The sequence below is a fragment of the Ornithinimicrobium carbonis genome, from assembly GCF_977012275.1.
In genome coordinates, this window is sequence record NZ_OZ348993.1 from 1,587,997 (window position 1) to 1,609,655 (window position 21,659).

The window sequence follows — 21,659 nt, forward strand, 5'->3', positions numbered from 1 at the left end:
GACGGATGCGCACCGTCGGCGTGGAGGAGGAGCTGCTCCTGGTCGACGTGCGCACCGGCGAGCTCGTCCCGGCGGCGGAGGTGGTCCTGCGGGACGCCGACGAGCGGATCACCTCCGAGTTCCTCGCGCAGATGATCGAGACGCGCACCCGTCCCCACGCGGACGCCGACGACCTGCGCGCGGACCTGCTGGGCCTCCGGAGCGAGGTGGCCGTCCGCGCGGCCGAGCTGGGGGCCGTCCCCGCGGCCCTGAGCACCTCGCCGCTCCCGTTCCGGCCCGTGGTCATGCCGGTGGAGCGCTACGGGCGGATCGTGCAGGAGTACGGCGTGCTGGCGCGCCAGCACCTCACCTGCGCCTGCCACGTGCACGTCGAGGTCGCCGACGAGGACGAGGGTGCAGCCGTCCTCGACGGGCTACGCGACTGGCTGCCGGTGCTGCTGGCCCTGTCGGCCGGGTCGCCGTTCGCGGCGGGGGAGGAGACCGGCTTCGCCAGCTACCGCTGGCAGCTGATGGCCCGCTGGCCCACCTCCGGGCCACCTCCGCCGGTCGGCTCGGCGGAGGGGTACCGGCGCGTGGTGGACGCCCTGCTGGAGACGGGGGTGATCCTGGACCCGGGGATGCTCTACCTCGACGCCCGCCTCTCGGCCCACCAGCCGACCGTGGAGGTCCGGGTGGCCGACGTGTGCCCCGACGTGCGGGTGACGGTGCTGCTGGCCGTGCTCGTGCGGGCGATGGTGGAGACGGCGGCGGAGGAGGGTGCCGGGGCTGCGGCGGCGGGTGCGGCGACGGACACGGCGCTGCTGCGGGCGGCCACCTGGCAGGCGTCCCGGGCCGGTCTCACGGGCCGGCTGGTCGACCCGACGACGGGTCGGCTCGCCCCGGCGGCAGCGGTCGTCCGTGGCCTGGTCGACCACGTCCGGCCGGCGCTGGCGCGGGCCGGTGACCTGGAGCTCGTCGAGCGCGAGGTGGGGCGGCTCCTCGATGCCGGGGGTGAGGCGTCCCGGCAGCGCGATGTGCTGCGCCGGACCGGGAGGCTGGCCGACGTGGTCGCCGACGTGGCCCGGCGGACGGTCGAGGGCACCTGACGCGATCGGTCTGCGGGGCGGTCGGCTGAGGGCAGCAGGTGCACCGAGGGCGGTCGGGTGCGCCGGGACGTCAGCTCCGGGCACGCCGGACGTAGACCTGCTTGCGGATGCGGGCGACCAGGGTGCCGTCGTCGGCGGTCACGTCGTTCTCGAACCAGTGGAGCACCCGGTCGCCGTCGTCGGCGCGCACCTGCAGGTCGTCGAGCACCTCCTGGGAGAGGTGGAAGGTGGTGCAGACCGGCCCCCGGCCGGGTGCGAGGAACTCGACCTCGGCAGCCCGGTCCCAGACCACGTAGCCCGGTCCGAGGTTGCGCAGGACCATGAGCATCCAGAAGGGGTCGCACATCGCGAAGATCGACCCGCCGAACTGGGTGCCCACGTAGTTGCTCGTCAGCGGCGTGTGCCGCAGGCGGACCGCAACCTCGCGGAAGTCGCCGGCGATGTGCTGGACATGGATCCCGGAGAACAGGAAGGGCGGCCAGACGTTCATCCCGACGCGCAGCACCCGGGCGTCGCGGGCCATGGCCTTGAACGGTCCGACCCGCTGGTCGACCTGCTGCCGGGCCCGCCGGCCGACCTGCTGCCGGGCCCGCCCACCCGCCGGCAGGACGGACGGGCCGCTCACGTCTCGGCCCCGGGGACGGCCCGGCAGGGGCCGTCGACCCAGGCGGCCACGGTGTCCCCGACCGCGGGCGGGAAGGCTCCCGTGCGGGCCTGGGCGGTGAGGCCGCCGGCCAGCTCGAGGGTCACCAGGGCGTCGTGCCCGTGGAAGTCGACCGTCATCACCCGGGCCCGGACCGACCCTGCCGGCGCCGGTCGCCTCGGGTCGTCGGCCGGGGCCAGCTGGACCTGCTCGGGGCGCACGACGACCCGGGTGGCACCGGGGACGCCCGGCACCACCTCGACCCGACCCAGGGGAGTGCTCACCTCGGTGGCGGTCTCGTCGACGAGGTCGACCAGGTCCGCCTCGCCGACGAAGGAGGCCACCCAGGCGTCCACCGGCGTGCCGTAGACCTCCTCGGGCGTGCCGACCTGGCGCACCCGCCCGTCGCGCATGACGGCGACCCGGTCGGCCATCGAGAGGGCCTCGGCCTGGTCGTGGGTGACGAGGATGGCCGTGGCGCCGTCCTCGTGCAGCGCGCGGCGCACGTCGCGGCGCAGCTCCACGCGCAGCGAGGCGTCCAGCGCGCTGAACGGCTCGTCCAGCAGCACCAGGGGTGGGCGCGGCGACAGCGCACGGGCCAGCGCCACCCGCTGCTGCTGGCCACCGGAGAGCTCGTGCGGCATCCGGGCCCCGAGCCCGGCGAGGCCGACCAGCTCGAGGCACTCGGCGATCCTGGCCGAGCGGCGGCGGTCGCGACGGGGCAGTCCGAAGCCGACGTTCTCGGCCACGGACAGGTGCGGGAAGAGCGCCCCCTCCTGCGGGACGACGGCGACCTGACGGCGGTGCGGGGGCAGGTGGATGCCGGGCAGGGCGACGGCCCGGCCGTCCAGGGCGATCCGTCCGCTGTCGATCCGCTCGAAGCCGGCCATGCAGCGCAGCAGCGTGGTCTTGCCGCAGCCGGAGGGGCCCAGCACGGCGAGGAACTCCCCGGAGTCCAGCTGGAGGGAGACCTCCTCGAGCGCGGTGACGTCGCCGAACCGCTTGCTCACGCCGACGATCTCGACGGCGTGCGCCGCCGCCCGGGCGGCCTGCGGGGTGCGGGTGGTGGACGTCGTCATGGTCAGGTTCATGGTTGCATGCCTCTCACGAGATCGACCTCCGGCTCCTCCAGCTCCTCCACCTCGGCCACCGGAGCCCCCGGGCCGACCGCGGGCAGGATCCCGCTGCGGCGGGTGATGAGCCAGGTCGGGACGGCCGCGAGCGCGACCAGCACCAGCGCGTAGGGGGCGGCCTCGGCGTAGCGGCCGATGGCGGTCGCGCTCCACAGCCGGGTCGCCAGCGTCTCGGTCCCGGTCGGGCGCAGCAGCAGCGTGGCGGGCAGCTCCTTCATCGCGGTGAGGAAGACGAGCGCGGCGCCGGCCCCGATCCCGGGCAGCGTCAGCGGCAGGGTGACCCGGCGGAACACCACCGCAGGGGTGGTGCCCAGCGCCTGCGCGGCCTCCTCCAGCGACGGCGGCGCCTGCCCGGCGGCCGAGGCCACCGCGCTGACGCCCAGGGGCAGGAAGAGGGTGGCGTAGGCCAGCGCGAGCAGCCAGGTGGTCTGGTAGAACGGCAGCGCCACGGTGACGCCGAAGAACACCAGCGACAGGCCCACGACGACGCCCGGCAGGGAGTGGGCGAGGTATGCCGCGCGCTCCAGGGCCGCGGACAGGCGCCCCGGGTGGCGGGCGGCGAGGATGCCGACCGGCAGGGCCAGCGCCATCGTCAGCAGCGCACCGGCCCCGGCCGCCGTCAGGGAGCCGGCCGCGGCCTCCCCGAGCCGCTCCCACGCCTGCGACCCCGAGGTCCCGTCGCCGATCCACCGGACCAGGGACAGGGCGGGCACGCCCAGGGCGGCGACGACCACGGCGACCAGACCTGCCAGGGCGGGCCAGCGCCATACCCCGAGGTCCAGTGCCCGGGCCGGGCGCACGACGCGGGGGGAGGAGAACCGGGCCCCTGCCCGCCGGGTCCGCCCCTCGCCCCAGAGGATCGCCAGGGTGATGAGGACGAGCAGCGTGGCCAGGGTCAGCGCCATCGTGCGGTTGAAGCCGGCGTTGAACGCCGTGAAGATCGCCCGGGTGAAGGTGTCCACGCGCAGGATGGACACGGCGCCGAAGTCGGCGAGCACGTAGAGGGACGCGAGCAGCGCCCCTCCCGCGATGGCGGGACGGACCTGCGGCAGCGTGACGGTGGTCAGCGTGCTCCAGGGGCCACGGCCCAGGGAGCGGGCGACCTCCTCCTGGCTGGGGTCCACGCGGACGAGCGCCGCGGCCACGGGCAGGTAGACGTAGGGGTAGGTGTAGAGGGTGAGGACGACCGCGGCGGCGGTGAAGCCCTCGAACCGGGTGCCCGGGTCGGCCGACCACAGGTCGGCCACCGAGACCCAGGTGAACGCCGCGACGTAGCTGGGCACCGCCAACGGAAGGGCCAGCAGGACCGCGAAGAGCCGCCGGCCGGGCACGTCGGAGCGGGTGACGAGCCAGGCGCCGGCGACGCCGATGACCAGGCAGGCGAGGGTGACGACGGCCGCGAGCAGCAGGGAGGTGCTCGCCAGGGTGGCGGTGCGGGCGGTGACGACCGTGTCCCACCAGGACGACAGACCCCCCTGGGCCGTCCGCAGCAGCAGATAGCCCAGGGGGATGAGCGCCACCGCCGTGGCCACGAGGGCCCCGGCGGTGAGCGCTGGGTGCGGTCGTCGGCTCAGAGCAACCCTGCCTCGGTGATCATCTCGATGGTCGTCTGCAGGTCGTCGAGGTCGTTGAGGTCGACGTCGGGCACGTCCAGGCTGTCCAGCGAGGGCAGCGACGGGTCGGGCTCGACGCCCTCGACCATCGGGTACTCGTGGGTGTTCTCCACGAAGTAGGTCTGGCCCGCCTCGGAGAGCAGGTAGTCGACCAGGGCCTGGGCGTCGCCGTCGGCCTGCTCGCCGACCAGACCGATGCCGGAGATGTTGACGAGGGCACCGGTGTCGCCGTCGGGGAAGAAGTGCAGCGCCGCGGAGAGGTCCTCGGCCGGGACGCCCTGCTCCTCGGCCAGCTCGTAGAGGTAGTAGTGGTTGACCAGGCCGGCGTCGATCGCCCCGGAGTCGACGTCGGCGACGATGATGCCGTTCTTCTCCCGGATCTGCGGGTCGTTGGCGGCCATGTCGGTCAGCCACTGCCGGGCGGCGTCGTCGCCCTCGAGCACCCTCATGGCGGTGACGAAGGACTGGAAGCTGGCGTTGGTGGGGGCGATGCCGACGCGACCGGCCCACTCGTCCTCGGTGAGCTCCTGCACCGAGGTCGGCAGGTCCTCCTCGGAGACGGCGTCCTCGTTGTAGACGAGCACCCGGGCGCGTCCGGTCAGACCGACCCAGTCGCCGTCCTGGGACCGGTAGGTCTCCGGGACCAGCTCGAGGGTCTCCTCGGGCAGCTCGAGCAGGCGGCCCTCCTTGGCGACGGCGCCGAGCGCGCCGGCGTCCTGGGCGAGGAAGACCTCGGCGGGGGAGTTGTCCCCCTCCTCGAGGATCTGCGCGGCCATCGCGGCGGTGTCGGCGTAGCGGACCTCGACCTCGATCCCGGTCTCCTCGCTGAAGGCGTCGAGGACGGGCTGGACGAGGTCCTCGTTGCGGCCGCTGTAGAGCGTCACGGTGCCGTCGCTCGAGTCGCCGGCGGCGGCGTCCTCGGTGGTCGTGCCGTCGTCGGTCGTGCCGTCGTCGGTCGTGCCGTCGGCGGTGCCGTCGGCGCCGGACGTCGGCTCCTCGGCGTCCGTCCCGCACGCGGTCAGGCCGAGGCCGAGCACGGCGAGGGCGGCAACGGTGCGCGTGGCGCGGATCGTCATCGGGGGGTCTCCTGGGATGTGATGCGACAGGGAGTGCTTGCGCTTCATCGCTGAGGCAAGGCAACCCTTACTTCAGCACAGGATCGGCGGAGAAGCAATTGGCGCACCAGGACGTGCCGTAAATCACATCGGGTGAGGGGAGGCGGCGCGAAAGGGGCAGGGACGCCACGGCGCTCACGGGGCTTCGCGGCGAGCGCCCCTCGACCCGCGGAGACGTGCGGCGCGCGCCCCCTCGACCCGTGGAGACGTGCGGTGCGCGCCCTCGACCCGCGGAGACGCGAAAGCCGCGGGGGTCTCAGGGGCGCCCCGCGGCTTGTCGCCGTGGCCAGGGGCGGGGTCGAACCGCCGACCTTCCGATTTTCAGTCGGACGCTCGTACCAACTGAGCTACCTGGCCCGGAGTAGTGCAGAGGCGTGGCCCCGGTCTGTCGACCGGAACCACGCCGCACTCTCTGCGACCCCGACGGGACTCGAACCCGCGACCTCCGCCGTGACAGGGCGGCGCGCTAACCAACTGCGCTACGGGGCCTCGTAACAGGACGAGACCTGTGCATCCCCAACGGGATTCGAACCCGTGTTACCGCCGTGAAAGGGCGGGGTCCTAGGCCACTAGACGATGGGGACCCGTCCTGCTCGGTCCCTCGCTCAGAAGCCCTGCTCGGTTCCGTTGAGGACAGTGAGAGAGCATACGGGATGCCGGGCCGGACGCCAAAATGCCCGTCGTCAGGCCGGCGTGGTCCCGCCGGCGACGGCGTCGAGAGCCTGGTCGACGGGCACGTCGCCCCCGTTGAACACCAGGGTCGTCCCGGCGAGCGCAGGACGCTCCACGGCCGCCGCGAGGACCGCGGCCACGTCCGCCCGGGGCACCTGGGCGCCCTCGAAGCCGTCCGCGGGACGGCCGGAGCCGTCGGCCGTCACCAGCTCGACCGCGCCGGTGCCCGGGTCGTCGGTCAGGCCGCTGGGCCCCAGGATCGTCCAGCCCAGGTCGCTCCCGCGCAGGTGCATGTCGGCCGCGCTCTTGGCGTCGGCGTAGGTGGCGAACGGGTTGTCCTGCGGCACACCGTGGTCGGGGCGCGAGCCGGCGTAGGACACCATGACGTAGCGGTCCACCCCGGCGGCCTGGGCGGCGTCCATGGATCGGATGGCCGCGTCCCGGTCGACGGAGAGGGTGCGCTCGGGGCTCCCACCACCGGCGCCCGCGGACCAGATCACCAGGTCGTGACCGTCGAGGAGCTGGGTGAGGCCGGACACGTCGAGCGTCTCGACGTCGGCGACGACCGGCTCCATGCCGGCCTCGCGGACGTCGGCCTCGTGGTCGGGGTTGCGGACGACGCCGCTGACGTCGTGACCGGCCTGCTGCAGCAGGGGACCGGCGAGGAGGGCGATGTTGCCGTGGGCTCCGATGAGTGCGATACGCATGTCAGGGCCAACAGGCAGCCCCCGGCCCGGCATTCCTCAGGGCCGGGCCCACTCCAGCAGCTGCTCCCGCGGCCAGGTGTTGACCACCCGCTCCGGCGGCACGCCCAGCCGCTGGGCGCGCTCGCACCCGTAGGCCAGGAAGTCCAGCTGGCCCGGGGCGTGCGCGTCGGTGCTGATCGTGAACAGGCACCCCAGCTCCAGCGCGAGCGTCATGAGGTCGTCGGGCGGGTCCTGGCGTTCGGGCCGGGAGTTGATCTCCACGGCCGTCCCGGACTCCACGCACGCGGTGAAGACCTCCTCGGCGTCGAACTCGCTCGGCGGTCGCACGCGGGCGCCGCTGCGCCCCTCCCCGCCCTTGTCGCCCTTGCGCGGCATCACCCGGCGACCGGTGCAGTGGCCCAGCACCGTGGTCAGCGGGTCGCGCACCGCGGCGACCATCCGACGGGTCATCGCCGCGCTCTCCATCCGCAGCGAGGAGTGGACCGAGGCGACCCGCACGTCCAGCTGCGCCAGCAGGTCGCGGTCCTGGTCGAGCGACCCGTCGTCGAGGATGTCCACCTCGATCCCCTTGAGCAGGGTGAACGACCCTCCCGTGTGCGCGTTCACGGCGTCGACGACCTCGAGCTGGCGGCGCAGCCGGGCCGCGGTGAGGCCGTTGGCGACCTTCAGGCGGGGGGAGTGGTCGGTCAGCGCGACGTACTCGTGCCCCACCTCCATCGCCGAGGCGACCATCTCCTCCACCGGCGACCCGCCGTCGGACCACGACGAGTGCGTGTGCAGGTCGCCGCGCAACCGCTTCCGCAGCTCCTCGCCCCCGTCGACGAGCGGTCCGCCGTGCGTGCGCTCCAGCTCCGCGAGCCTGTCCGGGACCCGGCCGGCCACGGCCTGCTCCACGACGGCCGAGGTGGAGGACCCCACCCCCGCGATCTCGCGCAGCCGCCCCTCCTGCACGCGCCGGCGCACCTCGGCCTCGCCGAGCGGCAGGATCGCGGCCGCGGCCCTGCGGTAGGCCTCCACCCGGTAGGTCGACTCGCGGTGCCGCTCCAGCAGGAAGGCGATCCGGCGCAGGGCGTCGACAGGCTCGATCGGCATGGGAGCACGGTATGCCGCACCCGCCTCCCCCACCACGGCACGGGACGTCGACGCCCGCCCGCGCGACGGCATACCCTCCCTGCATGCGTCCCGACGACCCCGGCCCCGGTGCACCGCGGGTGCGCGCCGCGCGGCTGGTCGACCTCGACCCGGTCACGCTGCACGACCTGCTGCGGCTGCGGGTGGACGTCTTCGTCGTCGAGCAGGAGTGCGCCTACCCCGAGCTGGACGGGCGGGACGCGGACGGGACGACCGAGCACCTGTGGGTGGAGGCGGACGGCACGCCCGTGGCCACGCTGCGCCTGCTCACCGACGGGGACGGGGCCCGCCGGATCGGGCGCGTCGCCACCGCGCGGGGTCACCGTGGCCAGGGGTATGCCGACGCGCTGGTCCGCGAGGCGCTGCGCCGGTCGGGCGGGGCCGAGGTGGTCCTCGACGCGCAGACCTACCTGGAGGGGTGGTACGCCCGGTTCGGGTTCGTCCGCACGGGGCCGGACTTCGTCGAGGACGGGATCCCGCACCTGCCGATGGGTCGGGCGGGCGGCGGGGCAGCCAGCACCTGACCTAGGAGGTCCGGTCGGTGGGCTGCTCGGCGGCGGGATCGTCGGTGGCCCCGTCCTGGGTGGGGTGCTCCTGCACGGCCCCGTCCTGGGTCGACCGCCCCTGGACGGCGTCGTCCCCGGTGGGCTGCTGACCCAGGGAGCGACGCTCCACCGGATCCTTGCGCAGCGAGGTGCGCAGGAAGTCCTCGCCGAGGTACTCCATCGCCAGCCGGGCGAGCACCTGCTGCTCGGTGACCGTGCGCTCGGAGCGGTCCCGGCCCACGAAGCTCACCGCCCAGTGCATGAGCGTGGTGACCTGGGACTTGAACCCGATGATGTAGAAGAGGTGGACCGCGAGCCAGGCCACCCAGGCGGGCACGCCGGTCAGCTCGATGCGGCCGCGCTTCATCACCGCCCGGAAGCGGGAGATCGTGGCCATCGACCCCTTGTCGAAGTAGGAGAACGCCTGGCCGGTCTCCTGCCCGCGGATCCGGCGCAGGAGCTGGTCGGCGGCGTGCCGGCCCATCTGGATCGCGCCCTGGGCGACCCCGGGGACGCCCTCCATCGCCACCATGTCGCCGACGGCGTACACCTCGGGGTGGCCGGGCAGGGTGAGGTCGGGGTTGACGCGGATGCGCCCGGCGCGGTCCAGCTCGGCGCCGGACTGCTCCGCAAGGGTCTTCGTCAGCGGGTTGGCCTGGACGCCGGCGGCCCACACCTTGGTGGTCGCCTCGATCCGCTCGGTGGTCCCGTCCTGGGTCCTGACCTCCAGGCCGCCGGCGTCCACGTCGACGACCATCGTGTTGAGACGGACCTCGATGCCGACCTTCTCCAGGTCGCGGCGGGTGCGCTCCGCCAGGTTCAGGCCGAAGCTGCCCAGGACGGCGTCGGCGGCGTCGATGAGGATGATCCGGGCCGCGCTCGGCTCGATGTGACGGAACTCCTTGGTCAGGGTGCGGCGGGAGAGCTCGGCGAGCTGACCGGCCATCTCCACCCCGGTGGGACCGGCACCGACCACGACGAACGTCAGCAGCCGGCGGACCGCCTCGTGGCGGCCGGAGGCGGCGGCCACCTCGGCCATCTCGAAGGCGCCGTAGATGCGACCGCGCAGCTCGAGGGCGTCGTCGATCGTCTTCATGCCGGGGGCGAACTCGGCGAAGCCGTCGTTGCCGAACCACGACTGGTTGGCGCCCGCCGCCACGATGAGGCTGTCGTAGGGGTAGACCGTCTCCTGGCTCACGGTCCCGGCCATGACCGTCCGGGCGTCGAGGTCGATGTCGATCACGTCGCCGAGCATGACCTGGACGTTGTCCTGGCCGGCCAGGACGTCGCGCGTGGTCGGCGCGATGACGCCCTCGGACAGGATGCCGGTGGCCACCTGGTAGAGCAGCGGCTGGAAGAGGTGGTGACTGGTCCTGGCCACCATGGTCACGGCCACGTCGGGCTCGTCGAGGGCCTTGGTGGCGAACAGGCCGCCGAAGCCGGAGCCGACGACGACGACACGGTGGGGCGAGGCGGGTGCGGGCGCAGTCATGTCCTGAACAGCGTCGTGCGCCGCCCGATTCTTCCCCGGCCCACCTGGATGCGAGGGGACGACGGGCCGCCCGCGGGGCGTGGAGCGCTGCCACACTGGGGGGATGAGCACCCTGGAGAAGGACCCGCCGGAGCGGGTCTGCGGCGACGAGGAGCACGACCGTCCGGAGCTGGTGCCGCCCCGCGAGGTGCCCCTGGGCGGTCCGCGGGCCATGCGGGTGCGCCGCACGCTGCCCGCCCGCGGCCGGTCCATGGTGGGGGCGTGGTGCTTCGTGGACCACTACGGGCCCGACGAGGTCGCCGAGACCGGCGGCATGGTGGTCCCGCCGCATCCGCACACCGCCCTGCAGACCGTGTCCTGGCTCTTCCAGGGTGAGATCGAGCACCGGGACAGCACCGGTGCCCACGCGATGGTCGTACCCGGCGAGCTGAACCTGATGACCGCCGGTCACGGCGTGTGCCACAGCGAGGTCTCCACGCCCGCGACCGAGGTGCTCCACGGGGTCCAGCTCTGGACCGCGCTGCCGGCGGAGCACGCGGAGGTGGACGCCTCCTTCGTCCATCACGTACCCGAGCCGGTGGAGGTGGGCGACGCCGTGGTCAGCGTCTTCCTGGGCGAGCTGGGCGTCACGGCAGCGGGTGTCGCCGGCGGGGAGCCAGCCGGCGCCGGGGACCCGGCCCCGGTGAGGTCCCTGGGCAGCCCCGTCACGACATACTCACCGCTGCTGGGGGCCGAGATCGTGCTGCACCCGCACGCCTCGCTGGTGCTGCACGTGGACCCGGCGTTCGAGCACGGGATCCTGCTCGACCGGGGGGAGCTGAGGGCGGCGGAGCAGGACGTCCCCGGGGCGCACCTGCTCCACCTGCCGGTGGGACGGGACACGGTCGAGCTGGCGGCCGGCGCCGAGGGGGCGCGGGTGGTGCTGCTAGGGGGGACGCCGTTCGGGGAGGAGATCGTCATGTGGTGGAACTTCGTGGGGCGCAGCCACGACGAGGTCGTGCGGGCCCGTGAGCAGTGGCAGGCCGAGCTGGGGCACGTCGCCGACGGTCGTTTCGGTGCGGTCGACCATCCGGGGGAGTCGCTGCCCGCCCCCGCGCTGCCGCAGGTCCGGCTGCGGCCGCGTCGCTGAGCCCTGCGCGTGGACCGTCCCGTCCTGCTCGTCGACAACGTCGACAGCTTCACCTACAACGTCGCCGACCTGCTCCACCGGGTCCTGGGGCGACCGCCCGTGGTCTGGGGGCACGACCACCCCGCCACGACCGCGGACCTGCAGCGGTTCGCGGCGATCGTCGTGGGTCCCGGGCCGGGGCGTCCGCAGGTGGCGGCCGACATGGGCCTGTCCGACCTCGCGCTGCGGCAGCGCGACGTGCCCGTGCTCGGGGTCTGTCTGGGACACCAGGGGATGGCGCACCTCGCGGGTGACCAGGTCGTCGAGATGGCCGTGCCGCGGCACGGGATCGTCAGCGAGCTCGCCCACGACGGGACGGGGATCTTCGAGGGCGTTCCCGAGGGGCTGCAGGTGGTGCGCTACCACTCCTTGCAGGTGGCCGACCCGATCGCCTCCGGGCTGAGGGTCACCGCCCGGGCGAGGGACGACGGCTCGGTGATGGCGCTCGCCGACCCGGACGCGCCGAGGTGGGGGGTGCAGTTCCACCCCGAGTCGGTGTTGTCGCAGCACGGGGACCGCATCGTGGCCAACTTCCTGCGGCTGGCGGGCGTCGACCTTTCTGACCCCGGCCCGGACGCCGGGACGGTGGCTGTCGGCGACGCGCTGGCGCCCCACCCCACCCGTGGTGGGGGACGGCGGGTGCGGGTCGAGGTATGCCGCACGGCCGGCCCGGTCGACCCGTGGACCCTGCGGGAGCAGCTCGTGGGCGGGTCGCCGACGTCCGTCTGGCTCGACGCGTCGGACGGGACCGGATGGTCGGTGGTGGTCGACGGCGAGGGGCCGCTCGCGCACGAGCTCACCCACCGCGTCGGGGAGGGGCGCCCGCTGCTGGACCGGATCGACGACGAGCTCGGCCGGTGGGAGCTGGTGGGGCCCGTGCCCCAGGTGCCGTTCGGATGGCGCCCGGGGTACGTCGGCTACCTGGGCTACGAGCTGAAGGCCGAGACCGGCGGCAGCGTCGCGCACCGCTCGCCGTGGCCGGACGCCTGGCTGGTCTTCGCCGACCGGGGCGTGGTGGTCGACCACGGGTCCGGGGACGTGTGGGCGGTCTGGCTGGAGGAGGAGGCGGGGGACGGGCCCGTCGGGGACCGGCAGCGGTCGTGGGCCGCCCGGGTCCGCGAGGCGGTGGGACGGTCTCGTCCCGGGGTGGCGGCGTCGGGCCGGAGCGAGGAGTCGGGGCCGGGAGAAGAGTCGGGCCGGAGCGAGGCGTCGGGCCGGAGCACGGCGTCGGGGCGGGCGGGGGCCACGGCGTCGGGGCGGGCGGAGGCCACGGGCACGACCTCGATGCCGGCTGCCTCCGGGACGGCGGGCGCCTCCCCGCGGGAGGACGCGACCGCATACCTGGACCTGGTCCGGCGGTGCCAGGAGGAGATCGCCCGCGGTGAGTCCTACGAGATCTGTCTGACGACCACCTGGTCGGCGCCGGGCACCGGGGTGGCGGAGGACGATCTCTACCGCGCGATGCGGGCGGTCAGCCCGGTCCCCCACGGGGTGTGGCTGCGCTCGCCGCACCTGAGCGTGCTGGGCTGCTCGCCGGAGCGGTTCGTGTCTGTCGCGGCGGACGGGCGCGTCGAGGCGCGGCCCATCAAGGGGACCCGCCCGCGAGGGGCCGACCCGGTCGAGGACGCGGACCTCGTGGCCGACCTGGTCTCGGCGGAGAAGGATCGCGCGGAGAACCTCATGATCGTCGACCTGCTGCGCAACGACCTGCACCGCGTGTGCCGGGCGGGAACCGTCCACGTGCCGGAGCTCTTCGCCGTGGAGACGTACGCGACGGTGCACCAGCTAGTCTCCACGGTCAGAGGGCAGCTCGTCGAGGGGATGGGTGCGACGGACGTGCTGCGGGCCTGCTTCCCCGGCGGGTCCATGACCGGTGCGCCCAAGGTGCGGACGATGGAGATCCTCGACCGACTGGAAGGAGCGGCCCGGGGGGTGTACTCCGGCGCGATCGGGTGGATCGGCCTCGACGGGTCGATGGACACCTCGATCGTCATCCGGACGGCCACGTGGCACGACGGCGATGTGACCTTCGGTGTCGGCGGGGCCATCACGGCACTGTCCGACCCGCAGGAGGAGCTGCAGGAGACGACGACCAAGGCCCGGTCGGTCCTGGTGGCGCTGGCGTTGGCGCGAGACGGCGCAGCCTCGCTCCCCGCGTCGCGCCCCTCGTCCTCCTGACGGCTGGGCCGGCCAGATCGCCTGCGTGCCGGCCTCCGGGGGACCTGCACGCTCAGGCGCTCCGTCGGAGGGGGTCGTCCTCGTCGTCGAGGGCGCTACCGGTGCGCGGTGATGGTGCTTTGGCCGGTGGACGGCCGTGGAAGGTGTCCAGGACCGGTGGTGGGTCCTGGTAGGTGCTGGGTGGTGGGTCGGCGTGGCGGGGGTGCTCGCGGGCCAGGTTGCAGCGGGCGCACAGGCCTCGGGCGTTGTCGACGGTGGTGGTGCCGCCGTCGCGGTAGCGGGTGATGTGGTCCAGGTGGCGGATGGGCGCGCCGCACCAGGCGTGGGCGCAGTAGCGGCCGCGGGCGATCAGCGTGGCGCGCAGGGCCCCGGTGAAGACGCGGCGCCGGGGGTCGCGCACGGTCAGCACCCCGGTGAGCGGGTCGGTCCACAGCCGGCGCAGCCACACCGTGCCGGCCCTGATCGTGCCGGGGTCCGGCCCGGGCAGCCCGGGTGACCCGGGTGACCCCGTAGACGCGGGTGGCCCGGTTGACCCGGTTGACCCGGCAGACCCGGTTGACCCGGGAGACCGAGGGGTCCCTGCGGTGGGGCCGCCGGGTGTCTGGGGTTGCTGCTGGGAGGTGCGGGTGGGCAGGGTCGGTGGGGGCGGCCCTGGGGGTGTACCGCCGTGGACGGCGGTGCACCGGGCGTCGGTGCACCGGCCACCGGCCGGGCACGGCCCAGGAGCCTGCTGCCGCCCGCGGGCCGGCCGATCCTTGTCGCCGGTGCCGTGCTGCCCGGCGCCGGTGTTCTGCTGCCCGCCGCCGGTGCTGCGCTCCCACTCGTCGTCGTCGACCTGCGGGTGGTCGGTGTCGTCGTGGTCGTCCGGGGCTTCCCGGGTGTCGGTGTCGTGCGTGTCCTGGGTGTCGGTGGAGGGGGTCAGCAGGTCGCGGGCCAGGTCGGCGGGCAGGGGCCCGTACCCGGTCAGGTCGGCCGCGGCGCTGTCCCCGGCCAGCAGGGTCGCGTCGGTCAGGACCAGGCCGACCTCGACGTCGATGCCGTCCACGACGGTGCGGCCGGTGACCCGCGCGACCAGCTCGTCGGCCATCAGCTGGTTCAGGGTGCGCGGGTCGCCGGCGGCGCGGGCGCCTTCGGCGTGGGTGCGCAGCACCTGGTGGGTCGCGATCGCCTGCGCAGCCGGCAACCGGGCGCACAGCAGGCCCATCACGTCCGGGGCCGGGCGCACCGACACCCCCCGGTCGGCCGCCGCTCGGCGGGCCCGTCCCACGAACCCGGCCGGGTCGAGCTCGTAGGCCAACGCACGGGCCGCCGCCACGATCTGCCGGGTGGAGGCCCCTTCCAACGACCCGGCCAGCCGCCGGTCCACCTGCGCCCGGTCTGCGGGGTCCAGGCAGGAGGTGGCCTCGGTGACCAGACGGGCCTGGGCCGGGCTGATCGTGCCCACGGCCAGTGCGGCGAACGTGGCCGGCATCTCGCCCACCAGCGCCCGCGCCGCGGTCAGCTCCCGCCCGGCCCAGTACGGCGAGGTACGCCGCGCGGCCGCCAGATCATCAGCCACCGCCCTCCCGCGCCTGGAGGCGGGGACCCCGTCCCGGGCCTGGGCGGCCACCTGGGAAGCACCGAAGGCGACCTGCACCCGCGCCGAGGCCGCCCCCGCGACCCGGCCCAGCACCTCCAGCCCCTCCACCAGGGCCAGCAGCCCCGCATCGTCGATCTCCGACACCTCCGCGCCGGCCAACGCCCGGGTCCAGCCCTGCACCACCTCGACCAGACCCGGCTCCCCGGGCCCGGCCGAGGCGCAGCGGCACCCGCACGAGCAGGCGGGTGACGCCATACCCCGCCCCTGCCCGGCCGACTCCGCGGCCGGCCCGGTGCCGATCCCCTCCGGTCCTGCGTCCACGTCCCCCACCCCCTCCGGTGGTCCAACGGCGAAACCTCCCCCGGCTCCACCTTTGAAGAACACCCTAGGACCCACCACCGACAGACCCTCGAACACACGTCCGGCCACCCCCTGAGCAGCCACGATGCCCACGAGGGTCCGGACCGCGGCCGTCAGTCGGGCTGGTCGGGACCCACCACGCGGACCCGTACCGTCCCGGCGCGCCGGGCCGTCCCCCTGCCCCGACCCGGAGGACGCCCACCCGCCTCCGCCAGGTCCAGCACAGGGCCGTCGTCCGTCTCGGCCCACCCGCTGATGACGACCGACCGGCCGGACGTCATGGCGCGCACGACCCGTCCGAGCGCCATCGGATCGACCGACGCGACGAGGAAGGTCGTGCCGTCGCCCATCCGCAGCCTGCCCACGCCCCCGACGGGCCCGTGCTCGACCAGGCGCACAGGCACCCGGCGTTCCACGAGGCCGGGGAGCAGGACACGCACGTGCGCCACCGGGTCGTGCGGGCGCCCGGACCGGGCGCCCCCGGTCGACCCGGCGCGGGACGGATCGGTCGGATCCCCCGGGCCGGGCGTCGCGGACGGGTCGTCCCAGTCGGACGGCATGGTCAGAGTCTGTCCCTAGGCTCGGGTTCATGACTACCCAACCGATGATCGAGCTCAACAACGGCGTCCGGATCCCGCAGGTCGGCCTGGGCACCTTCAAGGTCGACGAGGACGACACCCAGCGCGTGGTGGAGGCCGCCCTGGAGGTGGGCTACCGACACGTGGACACGGCCGCCGGCTACTACAACGAGGCCGGGGTCGGTGCGGCGCTGCGGGCCAGCGGCCTGGCCCGCGAGGAGCTGTTCGTCACGACCAAGCTGCGCAACGGCGACCAGGGGTACGACAACGCCCTGCGCGCCTTCGATGACAGCCGGGCCGCCCTCGGCGTGGACGTCGTCGACCTCTACCTCGTGCACTGGCCGGTGCCGTCCAAGGGACTGGCGCCCGAGACGTGGCGCGCCTTCGAGAAGCTCTACGACGAGGGGGCGGTCCGCGCGATCGGCGTCTCCAACTTCCTCCCGGAGCACCTCGAGGACCTGCTGCGCACCGCCCGGGTGGTCCCGGCCGTCAACCAGATCGAGATCCACCCCTCGTTCCAGCAGCCCGAGGCGCAGGCGGCCAGCAGGGAGGCCGGCCTGGTGGTGGAGGCCTACGCCCCGATCGGGCGTGGTGAGGACCTCGAGCTCGGGCCGGTCGTGGACCTGGCGGAGGAGCTGGGGGTCAGCCCGGCGCAGGTCGTCCTGCGCTGGCACCTGCAGCGTGGCCGGGTCGTCATCCCCAAGTCGAGCACCCCGGAGCGGATCGCCGCGAACATCGACGTGTTCGGCTTCGAGCTGACCGGACCCCAGCTCGAGGCGATGGACGCCCTCGACACGGACGAGCGGATGTTCGCCGACCCGCGGACGGCGGAGTTCACCCAGTTCCGTTCCTGAGGGGTATGCCGGACCTGTTCCTGACGGGTGTGCCGGACGCGCGACACCCCCGCACCGTTCGACCGGTGCGGGGGTGCGGCTCACCAGGGGCAGGGGGACGTCCCCGGGGAGAGGAGGGGCTCAGGCCGCCTTGATGAGCGAGATCTCGAACTCGAGGGTGGCCTTGTCGGAGACGAGCACGCCACCGGTCTCCAGCGCGGCGTTCCAGGTGAGGCCGAAGTCCTTGCGGTTGACGACGGTCGAGCCCTCGAAGCCGATCCGGGTGTTGCCGAAGGGGTCCTGGGCGGCGCCGGCGTACTCGAAGTCGACGGTCACCGGGCGGGTGACGTCCTTGATGGTCAGGTCGCCGGTGACGCGGAGGGTGTCGTCGTCGGCGGCCGCGACGTCGGTGGAGCGGAAGGTCATGGTGGGGTACTGCTCCACGTCGAAGAAGTCGGCCGACGTGAGGTGCGCGTCGCGGTCGGCGCTGCGGGTGTCGACGGAGGCGGTCTGAATGGTGACCTCGACCGAGGCGTTCTCCAGCCCGGGGGCGGTGGTGGCCTGGCCGCCGACCTCGTTGAAGGCGCCGCGGACCTTGGTGACCATCGCGTGGCGGGCGGAGAAGCCGAGGCGGGAGTGGGACGGGTCGATGGTGTAGGTGCCGTTGAGCTCGTTGACCGACATGGGAGGTCCTTCCGGAGGGGTTGTGGTTGATGTGTCACCAACATTACAGGAGCATCGATGACGCGTCAAGCAACTGGTAGGATGGGGTCATGACGAAGGCCGAGACTCCCTGGTTGGATGACCGCGAGCAGCAGCTGTGGCGCCGGTGGCTGCGCGTGCAGACCGAGCTGCCCGCGGCCCTCGGCCGCGCCCTGTCGCGCGACAGCGGCCTGTCGATGCAGGACTTCGAGACGCTGGTGTGGCTGTCCGAGGCTCCGGGGGAGCGGCTGCGCATCTCCGCCCTCGCCGAGCAGATGCACTGGGAGCGCAGCCGGTTGTCGCACCACCTGCGCAGGATGTCCGCGCGCGGGCTGGTGGTCAAGGAGGACTGTCCGGAGGACGGTCGCGGCTCCTTCGTCCTGCTCACGCCGGCCGGCCGGGCGGCCCTCGAGGCCGCCGCGCCGGGCCACGTGCGGACCGTGCGCGCCCTCTTCCTCGACGGGATGGACGACCAGGACGTCGAGACCCTCTCCGTGCTGCTCGGCAAGGTCCTGGCCCGCGCCCAGGAGCAGCCGGACCAGGACGAACCCGGTCAGGAGCACCTGCAGGAGGAGCAGCTCCGGGCGTAGCCCCGGCCAGCTCCGCGGCCGCACGCCACCCTCTTCCCGCTGTCCTGCCCGCCTGCCATGATCGACCCAGGGCCGCCGGCCCGGTCGAGGAGGCGTCATGGAGTCCCTGCGCAACGAGCTGTCCCGGGTCCTGGGACCGGGGCAGGTGTCCGACCGCGCGATCGACCGGCACGCCCTGGCCCACGACGCGTCCCACTACCTGCTCGTCCCCGACCTCGTCGTCCGCCCGAGGGACCAGGCCCAGGTGGCCGCCGTGCTGGCTGCCTGCGACCGGGCGGGGACGCCGCTGACCTTCCGGGCCGCCGGGACGAGCCTGTCCGGGCAGGCGGTCACGGACACGGTCCTGGTCGACGTGCGCCGCCACTTCCGGGGGGTGGAGGTGCTGGACGACGGCATGCGGGTACGGGTCCAGCCCGGCACGACGGTCGGCATGGTCAACGCCCACCTGGCCAGGCACCGCCGACGCCTCGGGCCCGATCCGGCGAGCGAGGCCGCCTGCACCGTGGGCGGGGTGGTGGCGAACAACTCCTCGGGCATGCAGTGCGGCACCGAGGCCAACACCTACGCGACGCTGGAGTCGATGGTGCTGGTCCTGCCCTCGGGCACCGTCGTCGACACCGGTGCCCCCGACGCCGACGCGCACCTGCGCGCGGCCGAGCCCGAGCTGCACACCGGGCTCCTGTCCCTGCGCGACCGGGTGCGTGGCGACGCGGAGTCCGTCGCCACGATCCGGCGGCTGTTCGCGATGAAGAACACGATGGGCTACGGCGTCAACGCCTACCTCGACGCCGACGAGCCGGCCCAGATCCTGGCCCGGCTGATGATCGGCAGCGAGGGCACCCTGGGGTTCGTCGCCTCCGCCACCTTCCGCACCGTGCCGGTGCGCTCCCAGGTCGCGACCGGGCTGCTCGTCTTCGACGACGTCGTCACCGCGACCGGCACCGTGCCGCGGCTCGTCGAGGCCGGCACCGCCACCGCCGAGCTGCTGGACGCCGCGTCCCTGCGCGTCTCCGCCCAGGATCCGGCCTGCCCGCAGGTCATCCGCGACCTGCACGTCGTCGACCACGCCGCACTGCTGGTGGAGTGGCAGGCCGACGACGCCGAGGAGCTCGCCGACGCGGTCGAGCGGGCGGGCCGCCTGCTGGCGGACCTGCCGGTCAGCAGCCCCTACCGGCTGACCCGCGAGGCGGACGAGCGGGCCGGGCTGTGGCGGGTGCGCAAGGGTCTCTACAGCGCGGTCGCGGGGGCCCGGCCCAGCGGCACCAACGCCCTGCTCGAGGACGTCGTGGTGACCGTGGACCGGCTCGGTGGCACGATCATGGCGCTGACCGAGCTGTTCGAGCGGCACGACTACCCCGAGTCGGTCATCTTCGGCCACGCCCGGGACGGCAACGTGCACTTCCTGCTCAACGAGCGGTTCGAGGACCCGGTGGCGCTGGAGCGCTACGAGGCATTCACCGAGGACATGGTCGACCTGGTCCTGTCCGAGGGCGGGTCGCTGAAGGCCGAGCACGGCACCGGGCGGATCATGGCGCCGTTCGTGCGGCGGCAGTACGGCGACGAGCTCTACGCGGTGATGTGGGAGACCAAGCGGCTGATCGACCCCCGCGGCCTGCTCAACCCGGGGTCGGTCCTCTCCGACGACCCCACGTCATACCTGCTGCACCTCAAGACCGCGCCCGAGGTGGAGGTGGAGGTCGACCGGTGCGTGGAGTGCGGCTTCTGCGAGCCGGTGTGCCCCTCGCGGGACCTGACGACCACCCCGCGGCAGCGCATCGTGGCGCGGCGGGAGATGCGGGCGGCGGAGCTGCGCGGGGACACCGGGCTCGCGGCGGAGCTGGCGGAGCAGTACGAGTACGACGGCACGCAGACCTGCGCGGTCGACGGGATGTGCCTGACCGTGTGCCCGGTGCAGATCAACACCGGCGACCTCACCCGGCGGCTTCGGGCGGAGTCCTCCGGTCCCGTGGGCGAGGTGGCGTGGCGGGGAGCGGCGCAGGTATGGGGTGCGGGCACCGTCGCGGCGTCCGCCGCGATGTCGGTGGCCGGGCGGGTCCCCCGGCTGGCGGAGATGACGACCGGCGTCGCCCGTCGGGTGCTGCCGCACGAGCTGGTGCCGCGCTACGACGGGCGGCTGCCCGGCGGTGGTCCGCGGCGCGGGAGCGGTCCGGAGGCGGGGGCCGGGGTGCGGCAGGACGGGGCGGTGCCGACGGCGGTGCACTTCGCGCCGTGCGTCGGGACGATGTTCGGCTCGGACGGTGCCGGCGAGGACGGGCTCCGGGGGGCGGGGGCCGAGCGGGCGCTGCGCGTGCTGGCCGACCGCGCGGGCGTGGCCCTGGTCGACCCCCCGGGGCTGGGCGGTCTGTGCTGCGGGACGCCGTGGAAGTCCAAGGGACGCACCTCCGGGTATGCCGCGATGATGCGTCGGGTGCTCCCGTCGCTGTGGGAGGCGAGCGACCACGGCCGGCTGCCGGTGGTCTGCGAGGCCTCGTCGTGCGCCGAGGGCCTCGTGCAGATGATCGCCAAGGACCCGGACCGACCCATGCAGGTGGTCGACGCCACCCGCTGGGTCGCCGAGCACCTGCTCGACCGGCTGCCGGTGACCAGCCCCGTGGGTCCTGTCGTCGTGCACCCGACCTGCTCGGGCGTGCACCTCGGTTCGACCGAGGCGCTGGTGGCCGTGGCCCGGCACGTCAGCGACGACGTGACGGTCCCGCTGGCCTGGGGGTGCTGCGGCTTCGCCGGCGACCGCGGGATGCTGCACCCCGAGCTGACCGCCTCGGCGACCGCGCCGGAGGCCGCCGAGGTCGCGGGCCGCAGCTACGCGGCGTACGTGTCGGACAACCGGACCTGCGAGATCGGGATGAGCCGGGCGACGGGTCGGGCCTACGAGCACGTGCTGGAGGTGCTGGCGGCCGCGACGAGGTGAGCGGGAGGGCCGCTCGGGCCTCCACGGCAGGTTCGGTCGGCGCCGGCCTCACCCCTGTCGGGGCCGCAGCGCCGCGTAGAGGAGCATGTCCACCCGCCGACCGCCGACCTCCTGGTGGCTCCGGAGCCGCCCCTCGTGCGCGTAGCCCGCTGTGGTGGCGGTCCTGACCGAGGCGACGTTCCACGGCTCGATGTAGAGCTCGATCCGGTGCACCTCCGGCAGCGTCCAGGCGAAGGCGGTCAGGGCCGCCAGTGCATGGGCGGCCAGTCCCCGGCCCCGGTGGACCGGGGCGACCGCATACCCGGCGGTGGCCCTGCCCGAGGCGACGCTCCGCAGCCCCAGGCCCGCCTGTCCGACGGCCTCGTCCGTCTCCCGGAGGGCGACGCAGAAGGAGAAGCCGGCCCCGGTCACCAGCCGCTCGTGCTGCCGTCGGACGTAGTCGAGGGCGGACTCCCTGTCGGCGTCCCCCGGGAGGGTGCCGGTCAGGGGGACGTAGGGGTCGGTCGACAGGTCCATCAGCATGGGCACGTCGTCGGCGGTGAACGGCCGCAGGTGGACCGCTCCCCAGCCGGGGCGGACGCGGGGCAGGACGAGCGGCGTCGGCAT

Annotated in this window: 18 protein-coding genes and 3 tRNA genes; 7 read left to right on the forward strand and 14 right to left on the reverse strand. The window is 74.2% G+C overall.

The window, feature by feature from the left end; all coding sequences use genetic code 11:
* Window positions 1-5: 5 nt before the first annotated feature.
* Window positions 6-1,085 (forward strand): carboxylate-amine ligase, encoded by a 1,080-nt coding sequence (locus ACWHYA_RS07110; RefSeq protein ID WP_425941927.1) that lies wholly within the window; start codon window positions 6-8, stop codon window positions 1,083-1,085.
* A gap of 70 nt (window positions 1,086-1,155) precedes the next feature.
* Here the strand turns inward: ACWHYA_RS07110 and ACWHYA_RS07115 are convergent, their stop codons facing one another.
* The 9 genes from ACWHYA_RS07115 to ACWHYA_RS07155 form a co-directional block, all read right to left on the reverse strand.
* Window positions 1,156-1,710, reverse strand: coding sequence for a DUF4442 domain-containing protein (locus ACWHYA_RS07115; RefSeq protein ID WP_425941925.1), 555 nt, complete (start codon window positions 1,708-1,710; stop codon window positions 1,156-1,158).
* Entirely contained in the window at window positions 1,707-2,807 is a 1,101-nt protein-coding gene (locus ACWHYA_RS07120) for an ABC transporter ATP-binding protein (protein WP_425941923.1), read from the reverse strand. The genes ACWHYA_RS07115 and ACWHYA_RS07120 overlap by 4 nt, the downstream gene beginning before the upstream one ends.
* A gap of 8 nt (window positions 2,808-2,815) precedes the next feature.
* Window positions 2,816-4,393 (reverse strand): ABC transporter permease, encoded by a 1,578-nt coding sequence (locus ACWHYA_RS07125; RefSeq protein ID WP_425941921.1) that lies wholly within the window; start codon window positions 4,391-4,393, stop codon window positions 2,816-2,818.
* A gap of 38 nt (window positions 4,394-4,431) precedes the next feature.
* A complete protein-coding gene (locus ACWHYA_RS07130; protein ID WP_425941919.1) occupies window positions 4,432-5,550 on the reverse strand; it encodes an iron ABC transporter substrate-binding protein in 1,119 nt (372 codons plus the stop codon).
* Window positions 5,551-5,872: 322 nt separating this feature from the next.
* Window positions 5,873-5,946, reverse strand: a tRNA-Phe gene (locus ACWHYA_RS07135).
* 58 nt (window positions 5,947-6,004) lie between these two features.
* Window positions 6,005-6,078: transfer RNA gene (locus tag ACWHYA_RS07140), tRNA-Asp, on the reverse strand.
* A gap of 22 nt (window positions 6,079-6,100) precedes the next feature.
* Window positions 6,101-6,173, reverse strand: a tRNA-Glu gene (locus ACWHYA_RS07145).
* Window positions 6,174-6,272: 99 nt separating this feature from the next.
* The gene (locus ACWHYA_RS07150; RefSeq protein WP_425941918.1) at window positions 6,273-6,968 is read right to left on the reverse strand and encodes an NAD(P)H-binding protein; all 696 of its coding nucleotides are present in this window, start codon (window positions 6,966-6,968) and stop codon (window positions 6,273-6,275) included.
* A 36-nt stretch (window positions 6,969-7,004) separates the two neighbouring features.
* Window positions 7,005-8,060 (reverse strand): PHP domain-containing protein, encoded by a 1,056-nt coding sequence (locus tag ACWHYA_RS07155; RefSeq protein WP_425941916.1) that lies wholly within the window; start codon window positions 8,058-8,060, stop codon window positions 7,005-7,007.
* A gap of 83 nt (window positions 8,061-8,143) precedes the next feature.
* Between ACWHYA_RS07155 and ACWHYA_RS07160 the strand changes: the two genes are divergently transcribed.
* Window positions 8,144-8,623 carry a GNAT family N-acetyltransferase gene (locus tag ACWHYA_RS07160; RefSeq protein WP_425941915.1) on the forward strand — a complete coding sequence of 160 codons (480 nt, stop codon included), beginning with the start codon at window positions 8,144-8,146 and terminating at the stop codon, window positions 8,621-8,623.
* 1 nt (window position 8,624) lies between these two features.
* On the opposite strand, the gene ACWHYA_RS07165 is transcribed toward ACWHYA_RS07160, so the two are convergent.
* Complete coding sequence (locus ACWHYA_RS07165) at window positions 8,625-10,136, reverse strand: NAD(P)/FAD-dependent oxidoreductase (RefSeq protein ID WP_425941913.1); 1,512 nt, start codon at window positions 10,134-10,136, stop codon at window positions 8,625-8,627.
* A 103-nt stretch (window positions 10,137-10,239) separates the two neighbouring features.
* On the opposite strand from ACWHYA_RS07165, the gene ACWHYA_RS07170 reads away from it, so the two are divergent.
* On the forward strand, window positions 10,240-11,265 hold the full coding sequence (locus tag ACWHYA_RS07170; protein ID WP_425941911.1) for a pirin family protein: 1,026 nt from the start codon (window positions 10,240-10,242) through the stop codon (window positions 11,263-11,265).
* A 9-nt stretch (window positions 11,266-11,274) separates the two neighbouring features.
* Window positions 11,275-13,482, forward strand: coding sequence for a chorismate-binding protein (locus ACWHYA_RS07175; protein WP_425941909.1), 2,208 nt, complete (start codon window positions 11,275-11,277; stop codon window positions 13,480-13,482).
* A gap of 52 nt (window positions 13,483-13,534) precedes the next feature.
* Here ACWHYA_RS07175 and ACWHYA_RS07180 read toward each other — a convergent pair whose 3' ends face one another.
* Window positions 13,535-15,382, reverse strand: coding sequence for an HNH endonuclease (locus ACWHYA_RS07180; RefSeq protein WP_425941907.1), 1,848 nt, complete (start codon window positions 15,380-15,382; stop codon window positions 13,535-13,537).
* A 152-nt stretch (window positions 15,383-15,534) separates the two neighbouring features.
* The gene (locus ACWHYA_RS07185) at window positions 15,535-15,981 is read right to left on the reverse strand and encodes a hypothetical protein (RefSeq protein ID WP_425941905.1); all 447 of its coding nucleotides are present in this window, start codon (window positions 15,979-15,981) and stop codon (window positions 15,535-15,537) included.
* Between the two features lie 29 nt (window positions 15,982-16,010).
* Here ACWHYA_RS07185 and ACWHYA_RS07190 point away from each other — a divergent pair, with 29 nt between their 5' ends.
* Window positions 16,011-16,853, forward strand: coding sequence for an aldo/keto reductase (locus ACWHYA_RS07190; protein WP_425941903.1), 843 nt, complete (start codon window positions 16,011-16,013; stop codon window positions 16,851-16,853).
* 120 nt (window positions 16,854-16,973) lie between these two features.
* On the opposite strand, the gene ACWHYA_RS07195 is transcribed toward ACWHYA_RS07190, so the two are convergent.
* Window positions 16,974-17,516 (reverse strand): YceI family protein, encoded by a 543-nt coding sequence (locus tag ACWHYA_RS07195; protein WP_425941901.1) that lies wholly within the window; start codon window positions 17,514-17,516, stop codon window positions 16,974-16,976.
* Window positions 17,517-17,605: 89 nt separating this feature from the next.
* Between ACWHYA_RS07195 and ACWHYA_RS07200 the strand changes: the two genes are divergently transcribed.
* Window positions 17,606-18,124: a MarR family winged helix-turn-helix transcriptional regulator gene (locus ACWHYA_RS07200; RefSeq protein ID WP_425941899.1), complete on the forward strand. Its 519-nt coding sequence runs from the start codon at window positions 17,606-17,608 to the stop codon at window positions 18,122-18,124.
* 97 nt (window positions 18,125-18,221) lie between these two features.
* Window positions 18,222-21,053 (forward strand): FAD-binding and (Fe-S)-binding domain-containing protein, encoded by a 2,832-nt coding sequence (locus ACWHYA_RS07205; RefSeq protein WP_425941897.1) that lies wholly within the window; start codon window positions 18,222-18,224, stop codon window positions 21,051-21,053.
* Between the two features lie 48 nt (window positions 21,054-21,101).
* Here the strand turns inward: ACWHYA_RS07205 and ACWHYA_RS07210 are convergent, their stop codons facing one another.
* Window positions 21,102-21,659: a GNAT family N-acetyltransferase gene (locus tag ACWHYA_RS07210; RefSeq protein ID WP_425941895.1), complete on the reverse strand. Its 558-nt coding sequence runs from the start codon at window positions 21,657-21,659 to the stop codon at window positions 21,102-21,104.

Coding starts and splice junctions, on each gene's coding strand:
- ACWHYA_RS07210 (WP_425941895.1), bottom strand. CDS start 21,659: ATGCCGACGCCGCTCGTCCTGCCCCGCGTCCGCCCCGGCTGGGGAGCG.
- ACWHYA_RS07205 (WP_425941897.1), top strand. CDS start 18,222: ATGGAGTCCCTGCGCAACGAGCTGTCCCGGGTCCTGGGACCGGGGCAG.
- ACWHYA_RS07155 (WP_425941916.1), bottom strand. CDS start 8,060: ATGCCGATCGAGCCTGTCGACGCCCTGCGCCGGATCGCCTTCCTGCTG.
- ACWHYA_RS07195 (WP_425941901.1), bottom strand. CDS start 17,516: ATGTCGGTCAACGAGCTCAACGGCACCTACACCATCGACCCGTCCCAC.
- ACWHYA_RS07110 (WP_425941927.1), top strand. CDS start 6: ATGCGCACCGTCGGCGTGGAGGAGGAGCTGCTCCTGGTCGACGTGCGC.
- ACWHYA_RS07150 (WP_425941918.1), bottom strand. CDS start 6,968: ATGCGTATCGCACTCATCGGAGCCCACGGCAACATCGCCCTCCTCGCC.
- ACWHYA_RS07130 (WP_425941919.1), bottom strand. CDS start 5,550: ATGACGATCCGCGCCACGCGCACCGTTGCCGCCCTCGCCGTGCTCGGC.
- ACWHYA_RS07170 (WP_425941911.1), top strand. CDS start 10,240: ATGAGCACCCTGGAGAAGGACCCGCCGGAGCGGGTCTGCGGCGACGAG.
- ACWHYA_RS07200 (WP_425941899.1), top strand. CDS start 17,606: ATGACGAAGGCCGAGACTCCCTGGTTGGATGACCGCGAGCAGCAGCTG.
- ACWHYA_RS07190 (WP_425941903.1), top strand. CDS start 16,011: ATGACTACCCAACCGATGATCGAGCTCAACAACGGCGTCCGGATCCCG.
- ACWHYA_RS07120 (WP_425941923.1), bottom strand. CDS start 2,807: ATGACGACGTCCACCACCCGCACCCCGCAGGCCGCCCGGGCGGCGGCG.
- ACWHYA_RS07185 (WP_425941905.1), bottom strand. CDS start 15,981: ATGCCGTCCGACTGGGACGACCCGTCCGCGACGCCCGGCCCGGGGGAT.
- ACWHYA_RS07160 (WP_425941915.1), top strand. CDS start 8,144: ATGCGTCCCGACGACCCCGGCCCCGGTGCACCGCGGGTGCGCGCCGCG.
- ACWHYA_RS07165 (WP_425941913.1), bottom strand. CDS start 10,136: ATGACTGCGCCCGCACCCGCCTCGCCCCACCGTGTCGTCGTCGTCGGC.